At 75.1% G+C, this 25,863-nt stretch carries 27 protein-coding genes; 14 read left to right on the top strand and 13 right to left on the bottom strand.

From position 1 onward, the window contains the following. The first annotated feature begins 63 nt into the window (after positions 1-63). The 3 genes from HTZ77_RS17060 to HTZ77_RS46220 all read left to right on the top strand — a co-directional run bounded on the left by HTZ77_RS17060 (position 64) and on the right by HTZ77_RS46220 (position 6,056). Positions 64-2,886: a DEAD/DEAH box helicase gene (locus tag HTZ77_RS17060; protein ID WP_328808627.1), complete on the top strand. Its 2,823-nt coding sequence runs from the start codon at positions 64-66 to the stop codon at positions 2,884-2,886. Then, a complete protein-coding gene (locus tag HTZ77_RS45300; RefSeq protein WP_205302742.1) occupies positions 2,883-4,307 on the top strand; it encodes an SWIM zinc finger family protein in 1,425 nt (474 codons plus the stop codon). Before HTZ77_RS17060 ends, HTZ77_RS45300 begins: the two co-directional genes overlap by 4 nt. 708 nt (positions 4,308-5,015) lie before the next feature. Further along, positions 5,016-6,056: a class I SAM-dependent methyltransferase gene (locus tag HTZ77_RS46220; protein WP_235994768.1), complete on the top strand. Its 1,041-nt coding sequence runs from the start codon at positions 5,016-5,018 to the stop codon at positions 6,054-6,056. A gap of 13 nt (positions 6,057-6,069) precedes the next feature. Here HTZ77_RS46220 and HTZ77_RS17040 read toward each other — a convergent pair whose 3' ends face one another. The 3 genes from HTZ77_RS17040 to HTZ77_RS17030 form a co-directional block, all read right to left on the bottom strand. Continuing rightward, positions 6,070-6,282 (bottom strand): DUF5708 family protein, encoded by a 213-nt coding sequence (locus HTZ77_RS17040; RefSeq protein WP_175590571.1) that lies wholly within the window; start codon positions 6,280-6,282, stop codon positions 6,070-6,072. A 120-nt stretch (positions 6,283-6,402) separates the two neighbouring features. Then, positions 6,403-6,756, bottom strand: coding sequence for a DUF488 domain-containing protein (locus HTZ77_RS17035; protein ID WP_175590570.1), 354 nt, complete (start codon positions 6,754-6,756; stop codon positions 6,403-6,405). 126 nt (positions 6,757-6,882) lie between these two features. Next, positions 6,883-7,227: a MerR family transcriptional regulator gene (locus HTZ77_RS17030; protein WP_175590569.1), complete on the bottom strand. Its 345-nt coding sequence runs from the start codon at positions 7,225-7,227 to the stop codon at positions 6,883-6,885. A 95-nt stretch (positions 7,228-7,322) separates the two neighbouring features. On the opposite strand from HTZ77_RS17030, the gene HTZ77_RS17025 reads away from it, so the two are divergent. The 3 genes from HTZ77_RS17025 (at position 7,323) to HTZ77_RS17015 (ending at position 9,729) form a co-directional block, all read left to right on the top strand. Then, entirely contained in the window at positions 7,323-8,126 is an 804-nt protein-coding gene (locus tag HTZ77_RS17025) for an aminotransferase class IV family protein (RefSeq protein WP_175590568.1), read from the top strand. 40 nt (positions 8,127-8,166) lie between these two features. Further along, on the top strand, positions 8,167-8,943 hold the full coding sequence (locus HTZ77_RS17020) for an SDR family oxidoreductase (RefSeq protein ID WP_175590567.1): 777 nt from the start codon (positions 8,167-8,169) through the stop codon (positions 8,941-8,943). A gap of 258 nt (positions 8,944-9,201) precedes the next feature. Then, positions 9,202-9,729, top strand: coding sequence for a GNAT family N-acetyltransferase (locus HTZ77_RS17015; RefSeq protein ID WP_175590566.1), 528 nt, complete (start codon positions 9,202-9,204; stop codon positions 9,727-9,729). Here the strand turns inward: HTZ77_RS17015 and HTZ77_RS17010 are convergent. Then, positions 9,702-10,601 (bottom strand): LysR family transcriptional regulator, encoded by a 900-nt coding sequence (locus tag HTZ77_RS17010; protein WP_175590565.1) that lies wholly within the window; start codon positions 10,599-10,601, stop codon positions 9,702-9,704. The genes HTZ77_RS17015 and HTZ77_RS17010 overlap by 28 nt on opposite strands. 81 nt (positions 10,602-10,682) lie before the next feature. Between HTZ77_RS17010 and HTZ77_RS17005 the strand changes: the two genes are divergently transcribed. Next, complete coding sequence (locus tag HTZ77_RS17005; RefSeq protein ID WP_175590564.1) at positions 10,683-11,876, top strand: MFS transporter; 1,194 nt, start codon at positions 10,683-10,685, stop codon at positions 11,874-11,876. A gap of 11 nt (positions 11,877-11,887) precedes the next feature. Then, the gene (locus HTZ77_RS17000) at positions 11,888-12,700 is read left to right on the top strand and encodes an alpha/beta fold hydrolase (RefSeq protein WP_175590563.1); all 813 of its coding nucleotides are present in this window, start codon (positions 11,888-11,890) and stop codon (positions 12,698-12,700) included. Between the two features lie 79 nt (positions 12,701-12,779). Here the strand turns inward: HTZ77_RS17000 and HTZ77_RS16995 are convergent, their stop codons facing one another. The 6 genes from HTZ77_RS16995 to HTZ77_RS16970 all read right to left on the bottom strand — a co-directional run bounded on the left by HTZ77_RS16995 (position 12,780) and on the right by HTZ77_RS16970 (position 17,615). After that, positions 12,780-13,667 (bottom strand): isocitrate lyase/PEP mutase family protein, encoded by an 888-nt coding sequence (locus HTZ77_RS16995; protein WP_175590562.1) that lies wholly within the window; start codon positions 13,665-13,667, stop codon positions 12,780-12,782. 259 nt (positions 13,668-13,926) lie between these two features. Beyond that, positions 13,927-14,787 carry a phosphotransferase enzyme family protein gene (locus tag HTZ77_RS16990; protein ID WP_175590561.1) on the bottom strand — a complete coding sequence of 287 codons (861 nt, stop codon included), beginning with the start codon at positions 14,785-14,787 and terminating at the stop codon, positions 13,927-13,929. 555 nt (positions 14,788-15,342) lie between these two features. After that, complete coding sequence (locus tag HTZ77_RS16985) at positions 15,343-15,687, bottom strand: TraR/DksA family transcriptional regulator (RefSeq protein WP_175590560.1); 345 nt, start codon at positions 15,685-15,687, stop codon at positions 15,343-15,345. Positions 15,688-15,774: 87 nt separating this feature from the next. Then, positions 15,775-16,782, bottom strand: a complete 1,008-nt coding sequence (locus HTZ77_RS16980; RefSeq protein WP_175590559.1) for a rod shape-determining protein — start codon at positions 16,780-16,782, stop codon at positions 15,775-15,777. Between the two features lie 23 nt (positions 16,783-16,805). Beyond that, entirely contained in the window at positions 16,806-17,096 is a 291-nt protein-coding gene (locus HTZ77_RS16975; RefSeq protein WP_175590558.1) for a hypothetical protein, read from the bottom strand. Positions 17,097-17,246: 150 nt separating this feature from the next. Then, positions 17,247-17,615 (bottom strand): hypothetical protein, encoded by a 369-nt coding sequence (locus tag HTZ77_RS16970; RefSeq protein ID WP_175590557.1) that lies wholly within the window; start codon positions 17,613-17,615, stop codon positions 17,247-17,249. A gap of 140 nt (positions 17,616-17,755) precedes the next feature. On the opposite strand from HTZ77_RS16970, the gene HTZ77_RS16965 reads away from it, so the two are divergent. From HTZ77_RS16965 to HTZ77_RS16950, 4 genes are all read left to right on the top strand, one after another. Further along, positions 17,756-18,109 carry a hypothetical protein gene (locus HTZ77_RS16965; RefSeq protein WP_175590556.1) on the top strand — a complete coding sequence of 118 codons (354 nt, stop codon included), beginning with the start codon at positions 17,756-17,758 and terminating at the stop codon, positions 18,107-18,109. Between the two features lie 40 nt (positions 18,110-18,149). Next, the gene (gene secD, locus HTZ77_RS16960) at positions 18,150-20,420 is read left to right on the top strand and encodes a protein translocase subunit SecD (RefSeq protein WP_175590555.1); all 2,271 of its coding nucleotides are present in this window, start codon (positions 18,150-18,152) and stop codon (positions 20,418-20,420) included. A gap of 129 nt (positions 20,421-20,549) precedes the next feature. Then, on the top strand, positions 20,550-21,113 hold the full coding sequence (locus HTZ77_RS16955; RefSeq protein WP_235994767.1) for an RNA polymerase sigma factor: 564 nt from the start codon (positions 20,550-20,552) through the stop codon (positions 21,111-21,113). After that, positions 21,113-22,117, top strand: a complete 1,005-nt coding sequence (locus HTZ77_RS16950) for a hypothetical protein (RefSeq protein ID WP_175590553.1) — start codon at positions 21,113-21,115, stop codon at positions 22,115-22,117. The genes HTZ77_RS16955 and HTZ77_RS16950 overlap by 1 nt, the downstream gene beginning before the upstream one ends. 158 nt (positions 22,118-22,275) lie before the next feature. Here HTZ77_RS16950 and HTZ77_RS16945 read toward each other — a convergent pair whose 3' ends face one another. Both HTZ77_RS16945 and HTZ77_RS16940 read right to left on the bottom strand, forming a co-directional pair. After that, positions 22,276-22,914: an SRPBCC family protein gene (locus tag HTZ77_RS16945; protein WP_175590552.1), complete on the bottom strand. Its 639-nt coding sequence runs from the start codon at positions 22,912-22,914 to the stop codon at positions 22,276-22,278. Continuing rightward, the gene (locus HTZ77_RS16940; protein ID WP_175590551.1) at positions 22,911-23,342 is read right to left on the bottom strand and encodes an ArsR/SmtB family transcription factor; all 432 of its coding nucleotides are present in this window, start codon (positions 23,340-23,342) and stop codon (positions 22,911-22,913) included. The genes HTZ77_RS16945 and HTZ77_RS16940 overlap by 4 nt, the downstream gene beginning before the upstream one ends. A gap of 91 nt (positions 23,343-23,433) precedes the next feature. On the opposite strand from HTZ77_RS16940, the gene HTZ77_RS16935 reads away from it, so the two are divergent. Together HTZ77_RS16935 and HTZ77_RS16930 are read left to right on the top strand one after the other, a co-directional pair. Further along, positions 23,434-24,087 (top strand): GNAT family N-acetyltransferase, encoded by a 654-nt coding sequence (locus tag HTZ77_RS16935; protein WP_175590550.1) that lies wholly within the window; start codon positions 23,434-23,436, stop codon positions 24,085-24,087. A gap of 159 nt (positions 24,088-24,246) precedes the next feature. Next, entirely contained in the window at positions 24,247-25,008 is a 762-nt protein-coding gene (locus HTZ77_RS16930; protein ID WP_328808626.1) for a class I SAM-dependent methyltransferase, read from the top strand. A 19-nt stretch (positions 25,009-25,027) separates the two neighbouring features. On the opposite strand, the gene HTZ77_RS16925 is transcribed toward HTZ77_RS16930, so the two are convergent. After that, the gene (locus HTZ77_RS16925) at positions 25,028-25,855 is read right to left on the bottom strand and encodes an oxidoreductase (RefSeq protein ID WP_175590549.1); all 828 of its coding nucleotides are present in this window, start codon (positions 25,853-25,855) and stop codon (positions 25,028-25,030) included. Positions 25,856-25,863 lie beyond the last annotated feature (8 nt).

The following is a 25,863-nucleotide window of genomic DNA, read 5'->3' as shown; positions in this document are numbered from 1 at the left end:
AGGCGAACGCCCGATCTGGGGTGTGGTAAACCACAGCCCGTGTGTACCGTACACTGTACGGCCGTGAGTGCATCAACGGAGCTGGTACGGCAGGCGGTCCTCTTCGAGCCGGGCGATCCGCCCAGGTCCGGCCGGATGGTCTTCCTCACGACGGACGGGGACACCGGTGACGGCGCGGCCGACGGGGACACCCTTGACGGCGGCGGCACGGTCGAGGTGGCCGAGGACGCCGGCGACGGGACCGTGCGGGTCCGCCGGGCGCCCGCCACGCGGCTGCCCGTGGGCGAGGCCGTCGCGGCCCTGGCCCGTGCCCGCCACGACGCCGCCGCCCATCCCGCCGCCCGGTTCTGGGGAGCCGTCGCGGTCGTCGCCCTCCAGCTCGTCGCCCGGGGCCGCATCCTGCCGGGAGTGACGGACGGCGACCACGACGCCTGGCGGGCGGGGCCGTTCGACGCCGCCGACCTCCAGCGGGTGCGCGAGCTGGCCGCCGCCATGCCGGCCGCCGCCCGCGCCCAGCCCCTGCCCCTGCCCCTGTCCGGCGGCGAGCAGGCGGCCCCGCCCTCCCCCGGGGGCGAGGTCGTGCTGCTGCCCGACGCCGAGCGGCACGTGCGGGCGTTCCTGGACGCGGTGGCCGACGCCATGCCCCGCTCCCCCGGCGCCGTGCGCGCGACCGGCACCTCGATGTTCGCCGCCGCCAAGCCGGTCAAGGCGGCGCGGCTGCGCGCCTGGGCGGGCGAGGTGTCGTCCGCGCTCGACTCCGGCGTGCGGGTCTCCCTGCGCCTGGAGGCGGGCGACCCCGCCGTGGACGACTTCCGCGCCGTCGTCCAGGTCCACGCGCAGGCCGACCCGTCACTCGTGGTCGACGCCGGAGCCCTGTGGCGCGGCCAGGACCCGGGACTCGGCGGCCGCGCCCGCATCGACGTCACCGTGGCACTGCGCCGCGCCTCCCACGCCTGGCCCGCGCTGGCCCGGCTGCTCGACAGCGCCGTCCCCGACGAGCTGGCGCTGTCCGACGACGAGGTGGGAGAGCTGCTGGCCGGCGCCGCCGAGCGGCTGGCCGCCGCGGGCGTGGAGGTGCACTGGCCCCGCCACCTGGTACGCGGCCTGACCGCCCGCGCCGTCGTCGGCGACCGCGACCGGCCCTCCGACCTGCCCTCCTTCCTCAGCGGACGGCACCTGACCGGCTTCGACTGGCGGCTCGCCCTCGGCGGCGAACGGCTGACCGCCGCCGAGATGGACGCCCTGGCCGAGGCGCACCGCCCCGTCGTACGGCTGCGCGACCAGTGGGTGCTCATCGACCCCGACGTGGCGCGCAAGGCCCGCCAGCGCGACCTCAAGCCGCTGACCGGGCTGGAGGCGCTCGGCGCCGCGCTGACCGGCGCCGTGGAGGTCGACGGCGAGCAGGTGCCGATCGAGCCGAGCGCCTGGCTGGCCGAGCTGCGCGACCGGCTGGCCGAGCCGCTCGACATCCAGGCTCCCGAGGGGCTGGCCGCCACGCTGCGCGACTACCAGCTCCTCGGTTTGCGCTGGCTGGCCCGCATGACGTCCCTCGGGCTGGGCGGCTGCCTGGCCGACGACATGGGCCTGGGCAAGACCATCACCCTCATCGCCCTCCACCTGCATCTGCGCGACCACTGGGCCGCCGCGGGCGGGGGCGGCCCGACGCTCGTGGTCTGTCCCGCCTCGCTGCTCGGCAACTGGGAGCGCGAGATCACCCGCTTCGCCCCCGGCGTGCCCGTGCGCCGCTACCACGGCGCAGCCCGCACCCTGCCCGAGGAGGGCTTCGTCCTCACCACCTACGGCACCATGCGTCTCGACGCCGCCCGCCTGGCCGCCCACTCGTGGGGGCTGCTGGTGGCCGACGAGGCCCAGCACGTCAAGAACCCCGCCTCCGGCACCGCCAAGGCGCTGCGCGAGATCCCCGCCGCCGCCCGCGTCGCCCTCACCGGCACCCCCGTCGAGAACAACCTGTCGGAGCTGTGGGCCATCCTCGACTGGACCACGCCCGGCCTGCTCGGCCCGCTCGCCCGCTTCCGCGCGCGCTGGGCCAGGCCGGCCGAGTCCGGCGACGCCGAGGCCGCCGAGCGGCTGTCGCGGCTGGTCGGCCCGTTCCTGCTGCGCCGCCGCAAGAGCGACCCCGGCATCGCGCCCGAGCTGCCGCCCAAGACCGAGACCGACCGCCCGGTCGCGCTCACCACCGAGCAGGCGGGGCTGTACGAGGCGGTCGTGCGCGAGATCATGACCCGGATCTCCGAGGCCCGCGGCATGGCCCGGCGCGGGCTCATCGTCAAGCTCCTCACCGGGCTCAAGCAGATCTGCAACCACCCCGCCCAGTACCTGCACGAGGCGACGCCCCGCCTGACCGGCCGCTCCGGCAAGCTGGAGCTGCTGGACGAGCTGGTCGACACCATCGTGGCCGAGGACGGCGCCGTGCTCGTCTTCACCCAGTACGTCGCGATGGCCCGGCTGCTCGAACGGCACCTGTCGGGCCGGGGCGTCACCACCCAGCTCCTGCACGGCGGCACGCCCGTCGCCCGCCGCGAGGAGATGGTCCAGCGCTTCCAGGACGGCCGGGTGCCCGTCTTCCTGCTGTCGCTCAAGGCCGCGGGCACCGGGCTCAACCTCACCCGCGCGGACCACGTCATCCACTACGACCGCTGGTGGAACCCCGCCGTCGAGGACCAGGCCACCGACCGCGCCTACCGCATCGGCCAGACCCGGCCCGTGCAGGTCCACCGGCTGATCGCCGAGGGCACCATCGAGGACCGCATCGCCCGGATGCTCGCCGCCAAGCGCTCCCTGGCCGAGGCCGTGCTCGCCTCCGGCGAGGCCGCCCTCACCGAGCTGACCGACGCCGAACTCGCCGCACTCGTGGAGCTGAGATGAACGCCGCCAGAGGATTCCCCGCCTTCCCCCGCCAGCGGGCCGGCGCCCGCTTCGCCACCACCTGGTGGGGCCTCGCCTGGATCAAGGCCCTGGAGGACACCTCCCTCGACCAGGGGCTGCTGCGCAAGGGCCGCGCCTACGCCAAGACCGGCCAGGTCGGTCCCATCACGGTCAGCCCGGGCCGGCTGGCCGCGGTCACCGAGGGCGAGTACGACACGGTGGTGCGCGTCGAGCGGCTCACCGCCGCCGAGTGGGACCGTTTCCTCGACCAGGTCACGGCCAAGGCCGGCCACATCGCCGCCCTGCTCGACGGCGACATGCCGCACGATCTCGTCGAGGCGGCCCAGGACGCGGCCGTGCCGCTGCTGCCCGCCGTGGGCGACCTCGAACCGGAGTGCTCCTGCCCCGACTGGGGTCACCCGTGCCTGCACGCGGCGGCGCTGTGCTACCAGGCGTCCTGGCTGCTGGACGGCGACCCGTTCGTGCTGCTGCTCCTGCGGGGACGCGGGCGGGACGACCTGGTGCAGGCGCTCCTGCGTCACACCCCGCCCGCCACGGGGCCGGCGGGCGGGGCCTCGGACGTCTCCCCGGCGGGGGCGGTCGCCGCCGAGCCGGGAGACGACGACGCGTGGGGCGGTTCGCGGCCCGGCGGCCTCGGGGCCGCCGATACGGGCGTGGGCGGCAGGAGCATCGGCGGGACGGGCACCAGCGTGCCGGGCCTCGGCGGGACGGGCGCCGGCGGGGACGACCTCGGGGAGGTGGGCACCGGCGCGAGCCGCCTGGGACCCGCCGGCTCCGGGGCGGGTGGCTTCGGAGTGGATGGCTTCGGGGGAGGTGGCTCGGAGGGCGGGCGCGGTGTGCCCGCGGTCGAGGTGTTCGCGGCCGAGGCGGCCGCCGGGGTGCCGCCGCTGCCCGAGCCGCCCCCGCTCGACGTCACGTGCACGCCGCTCCGGCTCGAACCCGCTCCCGGCGTGGACGTCGCCGCGCTGGAGGTGCTGGCCGCCTCCGCCGCCTCCCGGGCGCGTGACGTCCTCGCCGCCGCGGCCCTCGGCCGGGAGCCGGCCGTCCTCACCGAGTACCAGGACCGCGTGCGGCTGGCCGCCGAGCACGACCTCGACCTCGGCCTGGACGCCGCGGTGCGGGCCTGGCGGTACGGCGGCGCCGACGGGCTGGACGCGCTGGAGTCGCCCTGGACGCCGCCCCGCCACGAGCTGGCCAGGGCCCGGGCGGTCCTGGAGGCCGCGTGGGAGGGCGAGGAGCCGCCGCCCACGGAGCTGTCCCGCAACCGGTGGACCATCGGCGGCGACCGCCAGCTCCGCTACGGCCGCGACGGCCGCTGGTACCCGTTCACCCTGCACGACGGCCAGTGGTGGCCGGCGGGCCCGGCGGAGCGTGACCCGGCGGTGCTGCTGTCCTCCTAGCGGGGTGCCCCGTTCACGGAAGCCATGGCCGGGAAGACGCCGTGACGGCGGCCCGCCGGCACCCGGTCAGCGGCCGTCTTCCTGGAGGCCCTCAGCCCCGTGCGGCGGGTGGCGGCCTGCTTGGCCGTGCCGTAACGAAGGATTCACCACGGAGGAGCAGACGAAAGGCCGGGAAGGTGCTCCGCCCACTCGCGCGGAGTCATGGAGGGATGGGCGAGGGTCCAGACGCGGGCGGCGACGCGCTCCGGCTCGGGGTCCCAGGTGGCGCAGGCGGCGGTCCGCGTCGCGCAGCGCGAGCCCGGCCTTCCGGAACTCCCGTTCGGGCGCGCTCAGCGCGGTGTCGGCGCACTTCTGCGTGGCGCCGGGCGAGTCGAGGTACGTGGGCCGCTGGAACTTCACCTTCCGGGCCCACGTCCGGGGGCGCCTCCTCCGTGCGGTCCCGCGCCGCCGCACGCGCCCCCGCCCGTTCACCCGACCACCCGTGCCCCGTCGCGCGTCCCCTTCGCGCGGCGGGGGCTCCCCTCCCGCCCTGGACCGCTTTGCGGGCCCGTGACGGACTCCGATAGGCTGCCGTCCCCAGTACGTGACGATCGAGGAGGTGAGACCCATTTCGCCAGATCAGGCCGGGTGCTCTCACCCCGCGGTCGGGCCGGTCGACCGAAGCGGCTGACCGGGAGGGCGCCCAACGGCATTCCGGAAGGGCGCTTCATGTCAGTCTCACCGCTTTCCCTCACTCACTCCGCCATCACGACCCGGCTCAGAGCGGCCGGCTGCGTCTTCGCCGAGGACGAGGCCGAGTTGATCATCACCACCGCGCGCACCCCCGCCGAGCTCGCCGCCATGGTGGACCGGCGCGTCGACGGGCTCCCGCTCGAGCACGTGCTCGGCTGGGCCGAGTTCTGCGGTCTCCGGGTGAGCGTGGATCCCGGGGTCTTCGTGCCGCGCCGCCGCAGCGAGTTCCTGGCGGCACAGGCGATCGACCTGGCCCGGCGGACACTCGCGGGCGGCTCCGGCGGTCCCCCGGCCGGGCGCCGGGTGGTGGTCGTCGATCTGTGCTGCGGTTCGGGCGCGCTCGGCGCCGCCGTGGCGGCGGCCCTCTCCACGTCCGCCCCTGAGGGACGGGCCGCCGACGCGAACCCTGTCCAGGCGCACGCCGACGCCCCGCACCCGGCCGAGATCCGCGGCGGCGAACCGCGCCCTGCCGAGACGCACGCCGATGACCGGCGCCCCACCGGGAACCGCGGCGGCGAACCGCGCCCTGCCGAGAAGGACGCCGACGACCTGCGCCCCACCGGGAAAAGCGGCGGCGACGGGAGTCCCGTCGAGTTGCACGCCGCCGACCTCGACCCGGTCGCGGTCCGCTGCGCCCGGCGCAACCTCGCCCCCGTGGGAGGTCGCGTCCACCAGGGCGACCTCTACGAGCCGCTTCCCGACCGGCTGCGCGGCCGCGTCGGCGTCCTGCTGGCCAGCCCGCCCTACGTGCCGACCGAGGCCATCGGGCTGCTGCCGTCCGAGGCGCGCGAGCACGAGCCGCTGCTGGCGCTCGATGGAGGCGCGGACGGGCTCGACATCGCCCGCCGCGTGATCGCCGAGGCGCCGCTCTGGCTGGCCCCCGGCGGGCACCTCCTGGTGGAGACGAGCGAACGGCAGGCCGCGCACACGGCCGAGGCCATGGCGCGCGCCGGCCTCACCCCCCGCGTGACAGGCTCGGACGAGCTGTACGCGACCGCGGTCATCGGCACCAGGTGACGCACCGGACCGTCTACCGGCGGCCGGACGCGGCGCCGTCACCGGTGCCGCTGACCACCTTGTACACCCCGTACAGGGTCTCCACGCCGCCGACGACCATCAGCACCACGCCGATCTTGGACGGCGTGAAGATGACGATCTCCTCGTCCAGCCCGAACAGCCACAACGCGAGCCCGCCCACGAACGTGGCCAGGCCGGTGAGCAGCGTCTTGCGAGCGGAGGTCATGCGAGCCTCTTTCCTTACGGCAGGGGACACAACGCCCCGTTCGCCGGAAAATCTAGTGATGATCCGGGTAGGCGCGCTTCCTGCCGCGAGAGGAGATCCGGCTACATCTTTCGTGTGACGTCAGGCGTCGAGGAGCCCGGCCAGCACGGCGGCGTGGCTGATGTCGGCGCGGGCGGTCGCGGTGAGCAGCGTCAGCGGGCCGTCCCCGGCGAGGCGGCGCAGGCCCTCCAGCGCCTCCGCCCGCTCGGGCTCCTCCAGCTCGGCGAGGTAGCGGTGCCTGAACTCGGCGAACCGGTCGGGGTCATGGCCGTACCAGCGGCGCAGCTCGGTGGACGGCGCGACCTGCTTGCACCACTCGTCGAGCCGGGCCGCCGCCTTGGACAGTCCCCGGGGCCACACCCGGTCGACCAGCACCCTCGTCCCGTCGTCGCCCGCCGGCTCCTCGTAGACCCGCCGCACCCGCACCCCGGCCATGGCCCCTCCCCGTCCGTCGTCCTCCCCATAGGGCGTTCCCGGCCGGAGGGGATTCTCGCGGAATCGTCACAGACGCTGTCCAGGCCGGCCGCGTCCCGCTGATCGCGCCGCACGGCCGGCGGGTGGTCAGGGGCGGGTGAGGAAGCCGGCGAGGGCGCCGCGGCTTCGCTGCATGTCGCCGATGCGCGCGTCCATGGCGGCCAGTTCCCCGTTGAGGATGTCCCACAGCTCCGCGCACCACTCGAACTCCGGGCGTTCTCCCCGCACGCACGGCAGCACCTCGCGGATGACCTCGGTGGACAGCCCGGCTCCGAGCAGGGCGCGGATCTGCCGCACGGTGACCACCGAGTCCTCGTCGTAGGAGCGGTAGCCGTTCGTGCCGCGCCCGGCGTCGAGCAGTCCCTGCGACTCGTAGTAGCGCAGCAGCCGCGCGCTCACCCCGGTACGCCGGGACAACTCCCCGATCAGCATGCGCCCCGCTCCCCCGCGTTTGACCTTGCCATCGATGTCAGCCCCTAACGTCACCTCGTCAGCGGACATTCCGTACAAGTCGTTGGGAGTAATGCATGTCCTCTTTCGTGGTTCATCGTGACGGGCACGCGGCGAGCGCCGACGAACTGGCGCCGCTCGCCTTCGCCGGCTACGCCCACTTCACCGCCATGCAGGTGCGCGGCGGCCGGGTCAGGGGCCTGGACCTGCACCTGGCACGGCTGCGGGCGGCCTCGATGGAGCTGTTCGGCCGGGCGCTGCCCGACGACCTGGTACGGGACCGCCTGCGGGCGGCGCTGGCGGCCGGCCCGGACGACGTCTCCCTGACGGCCACCGTGTACTCCCCGGAGGGCGAGTTCACCGCGGACGGCGCCGGCGCGGAGCCCGAGCTGCTGGTGCGCACCGGGCCCGCCGCGTCCGGTCCGCGCGGCCCGCTCGCCCTGGCGGTCGTCGAGCATGAACGGGTCCTCCCGGGCGTGAAGCACGTCGGCGAGGTGGCCAAGACGTACCTCCTGCGCCGGGCCGTCGAGCAGGGCTTCGACGACGCCGCGTTCGCCGACCGCCGGGGCCGGCTCAGCGAGGCGACGATCTGGAACCTGGCCTTCTGGGACGGCTCCGCGGTGGTGTGGCCGGAGGCCGAGATGCTGGGCGGGACCACCATGGGCATCGTCCGCCGGCGGCTGGACGATCTGGGCGTGCCGCAGCGCGTCCAGGAGGTCCGGCCCGCCGACCTGCCGTCGCTGGCGGGCGCCGTGGTCATGAACTCGTGGACGCCGGGGGTGGCGGTCCGCCGGATCGGCTCCGTGTCCCTGCCCGAGGCGCCGTCCTTCGTGGAGGCGCTGCACCGGGCCTACGCGTCGGAGCCGCTCGCCGCGCCGTGAGCGCCTGGCGATCCTACCTAGCGCTTGGTAGGGTCATCTCGTGCTGTTGCGGGACAAGGTGGCGGTGATCACCGGGGCGGGGCCTGGGCTGGGGCGCACGCTGGCGCGACTCATGGCGGCCGAGGGCGCGCGCGTCGTGGTCGCGGCGCGCACGGCGGCGACCGTCGAGCGGACGGCCGCCGAGGTGCCCGGGGCGCGCGCCGTGGTGGCCGACGTCTCCCGCCACGACGACGTCGAACGGCTGGCCGACCTCGTCGCCGAGCGCTTCGGCGGCGCGGACGTCCTGGTCAACGCCGCCTTCCCCGGCTCGCACCGCAGGAACGTGCTCGACATGACGGAGGCCGACCTCGCGGCCTGGCGGGCGGCGGTGGACATCGCGGCGTACGGCACGCTGCTGGCCTGCCGGTTCATCGCGCCGCACATGGTCGCCCGCGGGTCCGGGGCGATCGTCAACGTCACGTCGATGTCCTCGCGCGCCGGCTACGCGGGACGCAGCGACTACGCGGCCGGCAAGGCGGCGGTCCACCTGCTGTCGCACTGCCTGGCCGACGAGCTCGGGCCGTACGGGGTGCGCGTGAACTGCGTGGCACCGGGCTGGATCGCCTCGGAGGTGCTGGACGACTGGATGCGCGCCAGGGCCGCGGCCGAGGGGGCGACGTTCGAGGAGATCCGGGCGCGCGACGTCTCGGCGATGGCCCTGCGGCGCATCGCCACCGAGGAGGACGTCGCCCGGGCCGTGATCTACCTCGCCTCCGACCAGGCCCGCTCCGTCACCGGCGCCACCCTCGACGTCAACGCGGGCCAGCACTTCAGCTGAGCGCCCGTCAGCCGGCGATCTCCTCGCGGGCCGGCTCCGACAACGCCCGCACGGCACGCCGCGTCGGCACGAAGTTCGCCCCCGGCCAGACCCGCGCGTTCTGAGGCCTGTTCACCCTCTCCGCGACCGCCACGACCCTCGACGTCAGGATCGCCGCCTTCCGCGACCTCCAGGCCCTCGCCCGGTAGAACCTCCAGGTCCCCGTCCGGTAGATCCGTGGAGTACGGTCCCCCGTTCCCGACCGCTGGAGGTCAGACCATGGCACGGTTCGTCGATCCGACACCCCGGCTGCGCGCGTCGTTCCTGGAGGCGGTGGCCGAGTTCCGGGCCGACCGCGACTACCCGCCCTCCTGGTTCGTCCGCGACGTAGATCCGGCCGCCCTGACCGCCCCGGATGCCTTCGCGGCGTACGTGGCGCGGGTGCTGGGCGAGCGGTCCGAGGCGGGCGCACGGGAGGGATTCGTCCCCATGACCACGCTGTGGTGGGCCGACGGCGACCGGTTCCTGGGCCGGATGGCCGTCCGGCACCGGCTCACCCCGGCGCTGGAGCAGCTCGGCGGCCACATCGGTTACGACGTGCGCCCCTCCGCCCGGCGCCGGGGACACGCGACGGCCATGCTCGCCGCGGCGCTGCCGGTCGCCCGGTCGCTGGGCCTGTCCCAGGTCCTGGTGATGTGCGACCTGACCAACACGGCCTCGCGGCGGGTCATCGAGGCCAACGGCGGACGGCTCATCGACGTCACCGAGCACAAGCGCCGCTACCGGGTGCCGACCACGGCCTCCTGACCCCGCGGCGCGCAGGTCAGGTGCTCCACGAAGCGGGCGACGGCGGCCGTCGGGTGCGGGGGCGGGTTCCACACCAGGCCGATCGGGCGGTGCTGGGCCGGGACCAGCGGCCGGTACGCCGGGTCGTCCACCTCGGGCGTGGCCGGCAGCGGCAGGATGCCGACCCCGAGCCCGGCGGCGATGAGGCCGCGCACGGTGGCGATCTCCTCGCTCTCGAACGCGATGACCGGCTCGAAGCCCGCCTCCCGGCACAGCCCGTCGATCACCCGGCGCAGGTCCGTGGTCGGGGCGAAGGCGATGAACGGCTCGGCCCGTACGTCCCGCAGCGTGATCGAGGGGGCGGCGGCCAGCGGGTGGTCGGCGGGCAGGGCGATGCACAGCCGCTGCTCGCGCAGCCGGTGCCAGCGGGCCCCGCTGCCGGGCGGCGGCGGGGTGACCAGCGCGGCGTCGATGTCGCCGTCGTGCAGCCAGGCCAGCAGCTCGCGGGTGAAGCCCTGGCGCAGCTCGAACCGGATGCCCGGCGTGACCGCGCGGTAGTCGCGCAGGATCTGCGGCACCAGCCACCGCCCCACCGAGTGCAGGAACCCCAGCCGGATCAGGCCGGTGTCCGGGTTGGCCAGCGCGTCCACCCGGCGGCGGGCGTCGTCCAGCTCGGCCACCGCCCGCGCGGCGTGCTCGCGCAGCAGCGCGCCGAACCGGTTGACGGCCAGCCGCCGCCCGCGCCGGTGGAACAGCTCCACCCCCAGGTCGGCCTCCAGCCGGGCCAGCGCCCGCGACAGCGTGGACTGGTTGACGCCTTCCAGCGCCGCGGTGTCGCGCATGTTCTCTGTGTCACACAACGACAGGAACCAGCGCAGCGTCTGCACGTCCATACAGGCATGATGCACATAACGCATCAGCTACGTCAAACACTGCATTTTGCGCATCAGGGCCGCTGGGGCAGCATCGAGGCCGTGTCCTCCACAGTCGGGGCGGAGGAGCGCGTCCACCGCCGGATCAGGTACGGGCTGATGTGCGGCGGCCTGGCGAACTTCCTGGCCCTCTACTATGTGCAGCCGCTGCTGCCCGGCGTCGCGCGCCACTTCGGCGTGAGCGCCTCCGAGTCCACCGCGGTCCTGTCGCTGGCCACGATCACGATGGCCGTGGCGCTGCTGTTCGTCGGCCCGATCTCGGACATGACCGGCCGGGTCGGGATCATGCGGCTCTCGCTGGTCGCGTCCGGGGTGCTGGGCCTGGCGACCGCGTTCGCGCCCACCTGGCACAGCCTGCTCGTCCTGCGCGGCCTCCAGGGCGTCGCCCTGGCCGGGCTGCCCGCCGTGGCGCTCGCCTACCTGCGCGAGGAGACGCCGCCCGGCTCCCACGTGCGCGCCAACGCCACCTACATCATGGGCACGGCGCTCGGCGGCGCCGCCGGCCGGCTGCTGCCCGGGCCGCTGCAGGAGCTGTGGGGCTGGACGGGCGCGAGCACCGCCGTCGGCGTCGTGACGCTGGCGTGCGGGTTCGGCCTGTGGGCGCTGGTGCCGCCGTCGCGGCACTTCGAGCGGTCCAGCCCGAGCCTGGGCGGCCTGCTCGCCAACACCGCCCGCACCCTCAAGGACCCCACCCTGGTCCTGCTGTGCCTGGCGGGCGCGGCGACCATGGGGGCGTTCGTCGGCCTGTACAACGCGCTGGCCTTCCGCCTGGAGGCGGCTCCGTACCTGCTGGGCGGCGCCGCCGCACTGGCCTTCCTCGCCTACCCTGTGGGGATACCGGCGCCGCTGGCCGCCGGCCGGCTGGCGCTGCGGCGCGGGCGCGGCCCGGCGGCTCTGCACGGCGTCGCCCTGCTGGGGGCGGGCGTGCTGCTGACCCGCATGAGCGCGCTGCCGGCCATCGTGGCCGGTCTGGGAGTGCTGACGTTCGCCTTCCTCGGCACGCACTCGCTGGTCAGCGGCTGGGTCTCCGACCGCGCACAGCGGGTGGGCGTCGGCGTGGGCCAGGCCGCGGGGCTGTACCTGCTCGCCTTCTACGCCGGCAGCTCGGTGTTCGGCGCGCTGGCCGCCTACCAGTGGCAGAGCGCCGGATGGCCCAGCGTGATCACCGGCGCCATCGTCCTGACCGCCGCGGCCGGGCTGCTCGTCGTCCTGGCCCGCCGCTTCGACACCCCGTGAGGTACGCGATCATGTCCCCACTCGCCGGCATCGTCACCGGTACGGCCGTCGCCCCCGACGGCGTCCGCCTGGCCTACCAGGCCGGCGGCCGGGGCGAACCCCTCGTGCTGCTGTCCGGGCAGGCCAACAGCCACCACTGGTGGGACGGCGTCCGCGCCGGCTTCGAGGACGCCCACCGCACGATCACCCTCGACTGGCGCGGCACCGGCGCCAGCGGCAAGCCCGACGAGCCGTACACCACCCGGGCGCTCGCCGCCGACGTGGTCGCCGTCCTCGACGAGCTCGGCGTCGAGCGGGCCCACGTCTACGGCACGTCCATGGGCGGGCGGGTCGCCCAGTGGCTGGCCGCCGACCATCCCGGCCGGGTCGGCTCGCTCGTGCTCGGCTGCACCTCGCCGGGCGGCCGGCACGGCGTCGAGCGCGACAACAGCGTGCGCAGGGCGCTCGCCCAGCCGGACCGGGACGCGGCCGAACGTGCCCTGGCCGAGCTGATGTACACGCCGCGCTGGCTGGCCGCCCGTCCGGGGCCGTACAACACGGCCGGAGACCCCGGCATGCCCGCGCACGCCCGGCGGCGGCACCTGGCGGCCAGCAACGGCCACGACGCCTGGGACGTGCTGCCCGGCATCACCGCGCCGACCCTCGTGCTGCACGGCACCGACGACCTGATGACCCCGGCCGACAACGCGCCGCTGCTCGCCGAGCGCATCCCGGGCGCGCGGATGATCCTCGTCGCGGGCGCCCGGCACGCCTATTTCGAGGAGTTCCAGGACTACGCCACCCCGGTGGCGCTGGACTTCCTGGCGGGCCGCATGCACGCCTGACACCGCCGCACGATCACGGGCGGGCCTGCGCACGGCCAGGGGCGAACCCGCCCACGATCACGGGCGGGCCTGCTCGCGGTCAGGGGCGGACCTGCGCACGGTCAGGGCGGGCGGCCAGGAGGTCGTTCAGGCCGCGGGCCTCGGCGTCCTCGGCGGTGGTGTCGTACGTGCCGGCCGTCAGCATCTCGGCGGCGGCCCGGGCGGCCAGCGCGTAGGCGGCCTGGGCGATGGCCGCGCCCAGGCTCACCCGCACGGCTCCGGCCGCGGCCAGCTCGGCCACCGCCGGGGCGCCCGCCCACACCATCACCGTGACCGGCAGCGGTCCCGCCGCCAGCTCGGCGATCGCCGCCAGGTCCGTCAGCCCCGGCACGAACAGACTGTCCGCCCCCGCCTCGGCGTAGACGGCCGCGCGCCGCAGGGCCTCCGGCACCCCTTCGCGGGGCGCCGCCCCGGTCAGGAAGACGTCGGTGCGCGCGTTGATCCACGCGCGGACGCCCACCCGGTCGGCCGCCGCGCGGGCCGCGGCCAGCCGTCCGGCCTGCTCGGCCGGCGCGAACAGCGGGACGTCCGCGCGGCCGGAACGGTCCTCCAGGTTCACGCCCACCGCGCCGGCCCGCACGGCGGCGGCCACGGTCGTGGCCACGTCCTCGGGGCCGGGCCCGTATCCGGCCTCCACGTCCGCCGAGACCGGCACGGAGACGGCCCCGGCGATGCCGCGCACGACCGCGGCGGCGCGGGCGGCGCCCAGGTCGGCGGCGTCGGGCACGCCCAGCGACCAGGCGACGCCCGCGCTCGTCGTGGCGACGGCCCGGGCTCCGGCGCGCGCGATCAGGGCCGCCGAGGCGACGTCCCAGGCGTTGGGCAGCAGCAGGGGGTCGCCGCGCCGGTGCAGGCGGGCGAACTCCGCCGCCAGCCGCGCCTGCCGGTCACGATCGACGTGCTCTTCCGGGGTGTCGTGTCCTGTCATGGGACCGACCGTACGGATGCTCCCCCACACCAGGCCGGACATATCCGGACATGTACGCCAGGCGGATGCCGGCGCGTCCCCCTCAGGGCGTGCGGTGGCGCTGTCGTACGCGGTTGCCGGCCGAAGGCGGCACCCGGATCCGGCCTGCGCCCGAACCGGCTCACCCCAAAGGGGAGACGTTCGAGTCGATGCCATCGCTGTGCCGAGCACGACGAACCCGGACACCCGCCAGCGGAATGAGCCGACGCATCGGGTGACCTCAGCGATCGCAAAAAGGTCGGGAGAGCGCGAGATCGGCGTCCACTCGGCGCAACCCGTCGAAACCCCAGGTGTTGACGCCCTCCAGATCGACCTCGTTGAAGACGCGAACTGCAAGGTCACGCAGCGAGCGGGCGAGCCGGGCGTACTCGAGGTGGGTGAGGTCGAGTCCCTCCGCGCCGTAGGCACGCAGGAAGCGCACAGGGTCCGGCCCGCACAAGGCAGCGAACACATCGTGCTCGCGCGGCGCCGGCATCGCGCGGCCCCAGTCGAGCAGCGTCGCGATGCGGCCGTCGCGGTCAACGAGGACGTTGTGAGGGAACAGGTCATGGTGGCACACGACATGGGGCATGTCGATCGCGCGTGCCCGTTCGATCACCGCTTCGAGCCGGTCGACGCCGGCCATGACCTCGTCCCGGCGGTCGACGATCCAAGGGTGGTCGTGCCGGTCGCGCAGCACCTCGATGCACCACTCGTCCATATCGGTGCGGGGCAGGACGAGGTCGGTGATCTCGTGCACGGCGCGCATCGCCCGCGCGATCGCGTCGGCGTCGTTCCACGTCCCCTGGCGGCCGTCGACGAACGGGAACAGCGCATAGCGCCGCCCGTGGTGCTCGGAGGTGTATGAGCCGTCAAGTGCTCGCTCCGCCGCGGGAACGGGGATGCCCCGAGCCGCCAGCTCAGCGGTCAGCGCCAGACCGGCGTCGCTGTCGGGCCGCTGACGCCAAAGTTTCATGAACCAGCGCCCGTCGGTGAACGCATCCGCTTCGAAGCCGCCCGGATGCGGCCGCAGCTCGCCCACCTCGACACCGAAGGCGTCGCGGACCTGAGTCGTCGTCGGCGGTCGTACGTCGCTCCACATCGCCCCAGGACGCTACCGTTGCCGGGGTCAGCCGGTCGACGTCTTTTTGCGAGCACCGGCTCGACGCGGCCGACCTGCCGGTGTTGAACGCCCGCCCCGCCTCGCGCAGCCACGCCAGGTACGCGCAGACCACTCGTCGGCGACCACCGCCCCTTCAGGCCGGTCGTAGCGAGGCAGTACACCTGACATGACCGAGCGCCATGCGGCCGGCCGGTCCCCTCGACGGCCCGCTCCAGCCGCGTGGAGCGGTGCGACCCGTCGCCCGGCTCGTCCCCTGCTGGAGGCCGACCACAGGACGTCCGGGACCGGTCGGCCGAGGTGCTGCCGCAGGTCATGCCGTTCCTGTCCGCCGGCTGTGACCCCGCTTCTCGTCAGCCGGCACACGACCGCGCGTCGGCCGCGCGCTCGAAGCTCTCTTGGCCGGGAGGAGCCGGGAGCGCCGAGGCGGGCAGCGGCCGCGCGCCCGCCTCGGTCGACGGCCTGCCGGTCAGACAGTCAGGCCGGGTCAGATTCAGGCCGGTCAGGCAGGTCTGACAGTTCAGGCGGCCAGGCCTGTCAGGCGGCCTCGTGGCGGCGCTGGCAGGCGATGCAGTAGCGGGCCAGCGGGCGGATCTTCAGCCGTTCGAACGGGATCGCCGCCTCGCACTCGGCGCAGCGGCCGTAGCCGCCCTCCGCCAGCCGGTCGAGCGCCTGGGTGAGCTCGCCGACGGCGCGGTCGGCGGTGACGATGGAGACCGACAGCTCCTGCCAGGTCTCGTCGGCCCCGGTGCCCTCGCTCGCCGCCTCCTGCAGCCCGGCCAGGTGGCCGCGCCGCCGGGCGAGCTGCTCCTGCAGCTCCTGGCGCAGGACGTCGATCTGCACGCTGCTCAGGTGGGTCTGTCCGCTGGTTCCGGTGGTCATGGTGAAATGGTCCTTTCGGGAAGTCGTCGAAGGCCGGGCGGCTCGGCGGCCGGCCGGTTCGGGCGGGCGGCTCCGGTGCGGGGCCGCTCAGCGGCCGGCGGCGAGGCCGCCGGCCAGGGCCGGTTGCAGGCACAGACGGGTCAGGCCGCGTACGGTGGCGTGGGCCGGCTCGGGCGCGGCCTCGACCGGCAGCCGCAGCGTCTCCCGCAGCCGGTGCGCCAGCCGCGGCTGCGTGGCTCCGCCGCCGGTCAGGAGCAGGCCCCCGTCACGCGCGGCCGGACGGAGCCGAGCGGGCAGGCGGCGCAGCAGGCGGGCGGTCATCTCCACGACCCCGTCGAGGGCGTACGCCGGCAGGCCCGTGCCCGTCGTGGCGCTCAACTGGAGGGCCAGCGCGTCGGTGACGACGCCGTCGCGGATGACGACCGCCTCGACGATGCCCGCCCCCACGTCGAGCAGCAGCGCCGGCCTGGGGTCGGTGACGTCCAGCCCGGCGCCGACGGCCGCCGCGAGAGGCTCCTCGACGAGGGTCACCGCGCACCCGGCCGCCTCGCTCACCGCGGTGCGCACCGCGGCGCGGTCGCTCGCCGTGGCGGCCACCGGCATGCCCGCCAGCACCCGGTCCAGCGGCCACGCGCCGCTCAGCCGGGCGTCGTGCAGCACGAGCCGGACCAGCCGGTGGCAGGCGCCCGGGTCGGCGACCATGCCGTGCCGCAGGGGCCGCACCAGCCCGGACCCGGACCCGGCCGTGCTCGGACGACCCAGATCGCCGGGCGCGGGCGTCCGGCCCCACTCACCGGGCGCGGGCGTCCGGTCTCGGTCACCGGGCGCGGGCGTCCGGTCTCGGTCACCGGGCGCGGGCATCCCGCCTCGGTCACCGGGCGTGGGTGTCCGGCCCCGGTCACCGGGCGTGGGTGTCCGGCCCCGGTCACCGGGCGTGGGTGTCCGGCCCCGGTCACCGGGCGTGGGTGTCCGGTCCCGGTCAGAGGGCGCGGGCGGCCGGCGCGGGTGGGCGGGCACGGCCGAGGGCCGGTCGGCGATCGCGAACCCGCCCGCCGACAGCGACCGCGTCCGCGCCGTGCCCAGGTCGAGTGCCATGAACGCCCGCCGTGCCGAGGCGTTCACGCGGCCGCCCCGCGGCCGGACAGGACGGCGCAGCCGTCGCACGCCTGCCGCTCCGGCGCCCGCCGCAACTGCTCGAACGCGATGAGCGCCCCGCACCTGCGGCACACGCCGTAGACGCCGCGGTCCATGCGTTCGAGCGCCGCCTCGACCGCCGCGGCGCGCTCGTGGTCGCCCAGCGACCGGGCGGCGCCGAACCGGTCGTGCAGCAGGGCGCGCAGCTCCTCCAGCCGCGCCAGGTGCTGGTCGTAACGCTGCAGAAGGGTGTGAACTGATCTGACGTCGGCCATGACGACGACGCTCCTTGCGTACGTGAAGGGCCATCCACGGCGAGAAACGGGATGGCGATGCCGGCCCCCGGCCCGGCCGTCAGGCGCGGGGCAGGGGCGCGCGACACCCGGGCGTGCGGGCGCGCGTACAGGAGTTCGGAGAGCGGACGGCTAGATCAGCGGCGGGCTGCGTGAACCCGTGGCGCGGTGTCCGACCTGCTGCGGATCGCGGATCGCGGCCGAGCCGAGACCCGGCGCGGGCAGCAGCGGGACGTGGGCGGCCACGACGGCGCGCTCACCGCGCAGCGCCAGCCACAGCACGTGGTGCTCGCGGACGCTCGCGTTCTGCGGCGGCAGGCTCGACAACTGCCCGTCGCCCGCCCCGGGGACCCAGGTCTGCGTGGCCGCGGCGGAGCGATGCCCCGGGTCGCCGCCGTACCAGGCGGGGAGCGAGCCGATCATCAGCAGGCACAACAGGACCAGGCCCACCACGCCCGTGAACGCGGCGGACCCACGTGGTGTCCTCCACGGTCCCGTCATAGGCCCGACCATAGCCCAGCCCGCGCGGAAAGGCACCTGCCCTCACCAGCCAGATCACCCCGGCGGCCGCGGCGGGGTACGGTGGCCCCGAACCCACCCCCACGTCGGGACCCGGCACGAGATCAGGGAGAGGAGGACGCGTGCGCACTCGCCTGGCCGCCGCGCTCGTCCTCCTGCTGCACCTGCTCGCGCCGATCGCGGCGAGCGGCCCCGCCCTCGCGCCCTCGTCCCATCCGTCGGCTATCCAGGCCCTCGAGGCCGTCCTCACCCAGGTCGTCCAGGCCCCGGGACATTCCCGCGAGGAACGCGCGTCGCGCGGGCACTCGCTCGCCGTGGCGCCGGTCGCGTCCGGCGGCCCGGCGGTGCTGCCCGGCACGGCCGTCCCCGTCACAGGCTCGCGGCGGGCGGCCGTCGCGGGCGCCCTCAGCCCGCCCTCCCCCAGGCCGGACCGCCGCGCGGCCCCGGCCCGCGCTCCTCCCCTCTCCACGCGCTGACGCTCGTTCCCGTTCGTCGACGAAGCCCGTGGAGGCTCCCATGTCACGTGCGCCCGTGTGGCGCGCGGTGGTCGCGTGCGCCGTCATCGCCACCGCATTCATCCTCGCGTTCACCCTGTCCCCGCGCCTCGGCCTCGACCTGCGCGGCGGCACCCAGCTCGTGTTCGAGACCCGCGACTCCCCCACCGCCAAGGCCGACTCCGAGGCCACCGACCGGGCGCTGGACGTGCTCCGGCGCCGGGCCGACGCGCTCGGGGTCGTCGATCCCACGCTCGTGCGCTCCGGCGAGCGGCGGATCATCGTGGAACTGCCCGGCGTGCTCGACCCGCGCCAGGCCGCCGAGGTCATCGGCAGAACCGCCCAGCTCGCCTTCCATCCCGTACGGGGCGCCGCCGGCCCCCAGGAGCAAGGCGCCGGCCCCCAGGAGCAAGGCGACACCGTCCTCGCGGACGAGTCCGGGACGCGGCTGCGGCTCGGCCCCGCCGCCGTCAGCGGCGACGCCGTGGCGGACGCGGCCGCCCGCAGCGACCCGCAGCAGGGTCCCGGCTGGTTCGTCACCGTGGACTTCCGCGACGCCGGAGGCTGGCAGCGGCTGACCGGCGCGGCGGCCTGCGAGGCGCCCGGCGACCCCAGGCGGCGGGTCGCCATCGTCCTGGACCGCGAGATCATCTCCTCTCCGCAGGTGGACCCGTCGGTGGCGTGCCGGGCCGGCATGCCGGGCGGATCCACGCAGATCACCGGCTCGTTCACCCAGGAGGAGGCCGACGAGCTGGCCGTGCTCATCAAGGGCGGCGCGCTGCCCGTGCCGCTGACGCTGGTCGAGCAGCGCACCGTCGGCCCCACGCTGGGAGAGCAGGCCATCGAGGCCAGCGCCAAGGCGGGCGTGGCCGGGCTGGTGCTCACCACGCTGTTCATCGTCGTCGTCTACCGCGTGGTGGGCCTGCTCGCGGCCGTGGCGCTGGCCGCCTACGGGCTCATCTCGTACGCGGCGCTGCTGGCGCTCGGCGCGACGCTCACGCTGCCCGGTCTGGCGGGGTTCGTGCTGGCGATCGGCATGGCCGTGGACGCCAACGTCCTGGTCTTCGAGCGCGCCCGCGAGGAGTACGGCCGGCGGCCGGGCCGGGGCCTGCGGGCGGCCCTGGACCGGGGCTTCAGGCACGCCTGGAGCGCCATCGCCGACTCCGGCATCACCACGCTGCTGGCCGCCGGCCTGCTGTTCTGGCTGGCGTCGGGGCCGGTGCGCGGGTTCGGCGTGACGCTGGCCATCGGCGTGCTGGCCTCGCTCGTCTCGGCCATGCTCATCACCCGCGTCCTCGTCCACCTCGCCGCCGGACGGCTGGGCCCGCGGGTGTCCGGTCTGGGCGGCGTCGGGTGGGTCAGGACGTGGGTCGTCAGGCGCGGCCCGGACCTGATGGCGCGCGGCCGGCTCTGGCTCGGCCTGGCGGGCGCGCTCACCGCCGCCGCCGTCGCGGGCCTGGTCCTGCACGGGCTGAACGTCGGGGTGGAGTTCACCGGGGGACGTCTGGTCGAGTTCGCCGCGAGCCGGCCGGTAGGCGCGGAGGCGGCCCGGCAGGTCGTGAGCGGCGCCGGGCATCCGCAGGCCGTGGTGCAGGTCGCCGGCGAGGCGATCACCGTACGGACCGGGCAGATCACCGCGGACGAGGTGGCCGGCCTGGAGCGGGCCCTGGACGCCGGCGTCGGCGAGGTGACCAAGCAGCGCGACGAGCTGATCGGGCCGAGCCTGGGCGAGGAGCTGCGCCGCAACGCGTTCGTCGCCCTCGGCGTGGCGCTCGGGGCGCAGCTCGTCTACCTGGCGGTCAGGTTCCGGTGGACGTTCGGGGCCGCCGCCGTGCTGGCGCTGGTGGTGGACGCGGCGGCCGTCGTGGGCGCGTTCGCCTGGCTGGGCAAGCCGGTGGACGGGGTGTTCCTGGCCGCCATGCTCACCGTCATCGGGTACTCGATCAACGACAAGGTGGTGGTGTTCGACCGGGTCCGGGAGCTGTGGAGCGCGCACCGGGACCGGCCGTTCGCCGAGGTGGTCAACGGGGCCATCCTGCAGACCGTGCCGCGCACGGTCAACACCGGCATGGGCGCGCTGTTCATCCTGGTGGCCCTGGCCGTCTTCGGCGGCGACTCGCTGCGGGACTTCGCGATCGCGCTGGTCATCGGCATCGTGGCCGGGACGGCGTCCTCGGCGTTCGTGGCGGGGCCGCTGGCGGTCGAGCTGGAACGGCGCGGCGACCGGCCGCCGCCGGAGCCGGCCGGGAAGCGCCGGCCGCGGGCCAGGGACGGCTCCGGGGCCGTCGTCTGAGCCCGGGACGTGATGCCGCCGGCCCCGCGGCGGGCGGCATCACGTCCCGCGCCGCCTCACGGCCCCGAGAACCCGGTGCCGCCCTTCGGGAGACAGCACGATGACATACCTACTCACGAAGGAGAGGCGTTGAGTGCTGAGACCGTCGAGATCGACGACGGAGAACTGATCCGGCGATCGGCGCACGACCCGGAACAGTTCGCCGCGCTCTTCGACCGCTACGCCAAGCAGATCCACCTGTACGCGGCACGGCGGATCGGCACGCAGGCCGCCGACGACGTCGTGGCCGAGACGTTCCTGGCGGCCTTCCGCAGGCGCGGGACGTACGACACGTCGTTCGCGCTGGCCAGGCCCTGGCTGTACGGCATCGCCACCACGTTGATCGCCAGGCATCGGCGGCAGGAGGAACGGCTGCTGCGGGCGCTGAGCCGCACCGGGGTGGACCCGCTGCCCGAGGCGCTGGCGGACGCCGTGACGCACCGGGTGGCCGCGCAGGACAGGGAACGCGAGCTGGCGGGGGCGCTGGCGTCGATGTCGCGCGGGGATCGGGACGTGCTGCTGCTGGTGGCCTGGGAGGACATGTCGTACGACGAGGTGGCGCGGGCGCTGGACATCCCGGTGGGGACCGTGCGGTCCCGGCTGCACCGGGCGCGGAAGAAGGCCAGGAACGTGCTCGGGGACGAGGAGCTGTGATGAGCGCGATCAAGGAGTTCCGCCGGAGCACCCCGGCGATGACCGCCGAGGCCGCGGACGCGGCCAGGGCGCGGCTGATGGAGGCGATCCACCAGCCGGAGAAGGGCCGCGAGCGGGGCGCGACCGCCGCGAGACGGCTGGGCCTGCGGGCCGCGACTTCCGCGAGACGGCTCGGCCTGCGGGCCTCGGCTCCCGCGAGACGGCTCGGCCTGCGGGTCGCGGTGGCCGCGGCGCTGGCCCTGGCCGCCGGTGCGAGCGTCGTGGCGCTCAGGGACGACCGGCCGGACATGGCGCCGGTGGCCGGCGTGGCGGAGCTGGGCGAGCGCGCGGCCCGCGCGGCGGAGAACGACCCCACGCCGGCCCCCCGCCCCACCCAGTGGCTCTACACCAAGGAGCTGCAGATCACCGGCGTCGAAGGGGACGCCGACCGAGACCAGCGCGACACCTGGGAACGGTGGACCAGCGTGGACGGCAAGCGGTCGGCCTGGTACCAGGGTGGCAAGCTGATGTTCCAGGGCGGCGCGGTCATGGACCCCGCCGAGCTGGCCGAGGCCCCCGTCACCCCGGCCGGGGTGATCGGCAGGATCGAGGCCGCCGTCCTCGACGAGGACCGACGAGGGCCGGGGGAGCTCGACGGCCACGTCCCGCCCGCGACGCTGCTCATGGAGGTCAGCCAGCTCATCACCGACCAGTGGCTCGCCCCCGACGTCCGGGCCGCGCTCTTCCGCGGGCTGCCCACGATCAAGGGCATCACGGTGACCCGGGACGTGCCCGTCGCCGACGGACGCCGGGGCGTGGCGTTCAGCCTGGCCGACGCCGAGGCGCGCAGCTACCTGGTCCTGGACCCGGCGACCTTCCGCTACCTGGGCACCAACTCGACGCGGTTGAAGGACCGGACGTACACGTGGGCCGACGGCAGCAAGGAGACCTTCAAGGCGGGAACGACGGGCCAGACCGCCCAGCTTGAGGCCAGGATCGTGGACCGGCCAGGCCAGCGCCCCTGACCACGGCAGAAGCGGGCCCGGCCGGCTTCCCCGGCTCCAGCAGAAGCGGCCCGGCCGGCTTCCCCGGCTCCAGCAGAAGCGGCCCGGCCGGCTTCCCCGGCTCCAGGGGAAGCCGGCCCGGCCGGCGTTTCCGGCCGCGGGAGGATGCGGGCCCTCGGCTACTGACCGCTCGCGGGGTCCCCGGGCTCCGGGGCGTAGAAGCCGAGGGTGTTCTTGACCATGGCCGCCACGGTCTCGGGCGCCTCGCCCGCCGCCCGGTGCGCCTCGCCCCACGCCTCCGCGCTGACGGTCATGCACCGGCGGGCCTCCTCGCTCACCTCCCACGCCCTGGGGTCGCCGATCGAGCCGCCCGCCAGGTGCAGGCCGAGGCCCAGCACGGTGAGGTCCCAGCCGACGCCCACCGCGCCCGGCCCGTACGTGGACCACATCCCGGGCGGCACCGTCGCGACGTGCCGCAGCTCGAACAGCGTGCTCTCCTCGCCCTCGGGCGTCAGGCGCACCTCGACCTCCGACAGGCCGGGGGCGTCGCCCATCACCCAGGAGACCTTCAGCAGGCCGGGCGGCTCGCAGCGCAGGATCTCGCCGCCCGCGTTGCCCTGGAGCTGGTAGTGGCCGCCGACGCGGAAGTCGCCGCTGACCGGCAGGAACCACCGGGCGATCCGCTCGGGGTCGGTGCAGGCGTCCCACACGTCCTCGACGGCCGCGTCGTAGCGCCGGCTGATCGTCACGGTCTTGGTCTCGCCGTTCTCGCCCACCTCGCGGCGGGCCAGCTTGATCTGGTCGATGATGTCGATCATGTCTGCTCGTCTCTGGTCGGCGCCGGCGGCGTGGCCGGCGGGTCAGGGTCGGTGTCGGTGTCGGTGTCGGAGTCGGTGTCGGAGTCGGAGTTCGGGCCGGGGTCGCGGCGGCGGCGTCTGCCGCGCGCCAGCTCGGTGGCCAGGGCGTCGAGCCGGTTCTCCCAGAAGCCGCGGAAGCGCTCCAGCCACACGTCGACCTCCCGTAGCGGGGTGGGATCGACGGCGTAGAGGCGGCGCGCCCCGTCGGCCCGCACGGTGGCGAACCCGCTGTCACGCAGCACCCGCAGGTGCTGGGAGACGGCGGGCTGGGAGATCCCGTACTCGCGCCTGATGACGGTGGTGACCTCGCCGGAGCTCAGCTCGCCGTCGGCGAGCAGCTCCAGGATCCGGCGCCGGACCGGGTCGCCGAGAACGTCGAACGCATGCACCACGGAAGTATGCCGACAGCCGCTTATATAAGTCAACTCTTATGAACGATGGGCTAGGCTTATTGCGAATTCTTTGCAATAAGGAGTCGCGGTGACCACATCCTTGCGGCGGCACGACGCGGCCGGCATCCCGTCCCTGACCGGCGGGCTGGCCGCCCTGTACGAGCTGTGCTACGCGGCCCCGCCCTGGTCGGAGACGCCGGAGCAGATCGCCGGGTTCCCCCGCAGGCTGGCCGAGGCGGCCGCCCGGCCCGGCTTCGCGGCCTGGACGGCCCACGACGGCGACGACCGGCTCCTCGGCGTCTGTTACGGCTGGCCCACCCCCGCCGACCGGTCGGGCGACCCGTTCTACGCCATGCTGACCGGGGCACTCGGCGCGGGCGTGGTCGCCGGGCTGGCCCGCGACGCGTTCGAGGTGGCCGAGCTGTGCGTCCATCCCGGGGCGCGCGGGCGGGGCGTCGGGCGCGACCTGCTGGAGGCCGCCGTCGCCGGACGGCCCACCGCGTGGCTGATCACCTCACCGGAGGCGCCGGCCGCCCGGCTGTACGAGCGTCTGGGGTGGCGCCCGGTCGCCCCGCTGCCCGGCGGCCCCGGGGCGGGCCTGCCTCTGTCCGTCTACGCCCGCACCACCGCCGCCCGGCCGGACTCCACAGAGCCGGACCCAGCACGGCCGGACTCCGCACAGCCGGACCCAGCACGGGCGGACCCCGCACGGTCGCGGGAGCTGAGCAGCCCGGCCGTCTGAGCCGGAAGGGCCCGCCGCACCTCGGGGCGAGGCGACGCGGCCGATGTTTTTGCCTTACCCGGACGCCTTCCAGGCGCGCCGGTCGTTGAGCGGGCGGGCGGCGCTGCCTACATTTCCAGGGCCCATGGCCGTACCGTCACCCCGTCTGGTGGTCCCGACGTGAAACACAACCGTTCGAGCCTCGCCCACCAAGCCCGCTACGCCCTCACCCATCCGGGACGCGTCGCGCCGCACCTGCGCCGGCTGGCGCGCGACGCCTGGCTGCGGCTGCGCACGCGCGACCACGTCGCGTACTACCGGGCCGTGATGCGGTCCGACACCTCCCGCAGCCCCGAGGGGGCCGTCGGCTCGCACTCGCACAAGCGCTGGCTGGCGCTCGGGCGCATGCAGTTCGACTACCTGAGGGAGCACGGGCTCAAGCCGGACCTCCGGATGCTGGAGATCGGCTGCGGCAACCTGCGCGCCGGCCGCCTGTTCATCGACTACCTCGACCCGGGCAACTACTACGGCATCGACATCTCCCCCGACATCCTCTTCGCCGCCCAGGACACGATCGTCGCCCACGGCCTGCGCGACAAGCTGCCCCACCTGACGCCGGTGCGCGACCTGCGCTTCGCGTTCCTGCCCGACGCGCACTTCGACGTCGTCCACGCCCACAGCGTCTTCTCGCACTCGCCGCTGCACGTCATCGAGGAGTGCTTCGCGCACGTGGGCCGCGTCATGCGGCCGCAGGGCTGGTTCGACTTCACCTTCGACCGCACGGAGGGGCAGGAGCACCACGTGCTGCGCGAGGACTTCTACTACCGCACCGAGACGCTCGTCGGGCTGGCGGACAGGTACGGGCTCAACGCCGTGTTCATGGACGACTGGGAACGGCTGCCGCACAAGCAGTCGAAGATCCGCGTCACCAGGCGGGCGTGACCTCGCGCTCGAAGCGCGTTCAGAAGCCGGTCGAGAGCGCGGTGGGCCGCCACCGGTCCAGCTCGCGGCGGACGAAGTCCAGCTTGCTCTCCACGCGTTCGACCGCGTCCGCGCCGAGTTGCAGGCGCAGCGGAGGCTCGTCGGCCTCCGCGACGTCCACGATCGCGGCGGCGGCCTTCGCCGGATCGCCCGGTTGACGGCCGTCGTTGGCGGCCAGGGCCGCGCGGGTCGCGCCCGCACCGGCGTCATAGTCCGGGATGGAGGCGGGCTCGACCTGGAGGCTCGCGTCGTTGAGGAAGTCCGTGCGGAAGCCGCCCGGCTCGACGATGACGACCCGCACCCCGAGAGGCGCCAGTTCGCCGTGGAGCGCCTCGGAGACGCCCTCGACGGCGAACTTCGTCGCGCCGTACAGGCCCGTGCCCGGGGCCGTCGCGAACCCGGCCACCGAGCCGATGTTCACGACGCATCCGGAGCGCTGGGCGCGCAGCGCGGGAAGCGTCGCGCGCAACGTGTTCAGCACGCCGAAGACGTTGACGTCGAACAGGTCGCGGGCCGCCTGGTCCGACACCTCCTCGACCGCGCCCACCAGCCCGTACCCGGCGTTGTTGACCACGACGTCGATCCGGCCGAACTCGGCCAGCCCCGCGTCCACCGCGGCCCGCACCTGCTCCTGAGAGGTGACGTCCGCGGTCACGGCCAGCAGTCCGGCCGGTTTGTCCGGGTACGCCGTGAGGATCGCCTCCGCGTCCCGGGCCGTGGCGACGACGCTGTGCCCGCGGGACAGTGCTTCGCGCACGATCTCCGCCCCGAGCCCCCGCGACGCACCGGTGACGAACCAAACACTCATGATCTTTT

This window comes from Nonomuraea montanisoli, assembly GCF_013363975.1.
Taxonomy (GTDB): Bacteria; Actinomycetota; Actinomycetes; order Streptosporangiales; family Streptosporangiaceae; genus Nonomuraea; species Nonomuraea montanisoli.
The sequence above is the reverse complement of the archived record's forward strand: the minus strand, read 5'-3'. Positions and strand labels throughout refer to the sequence as shown.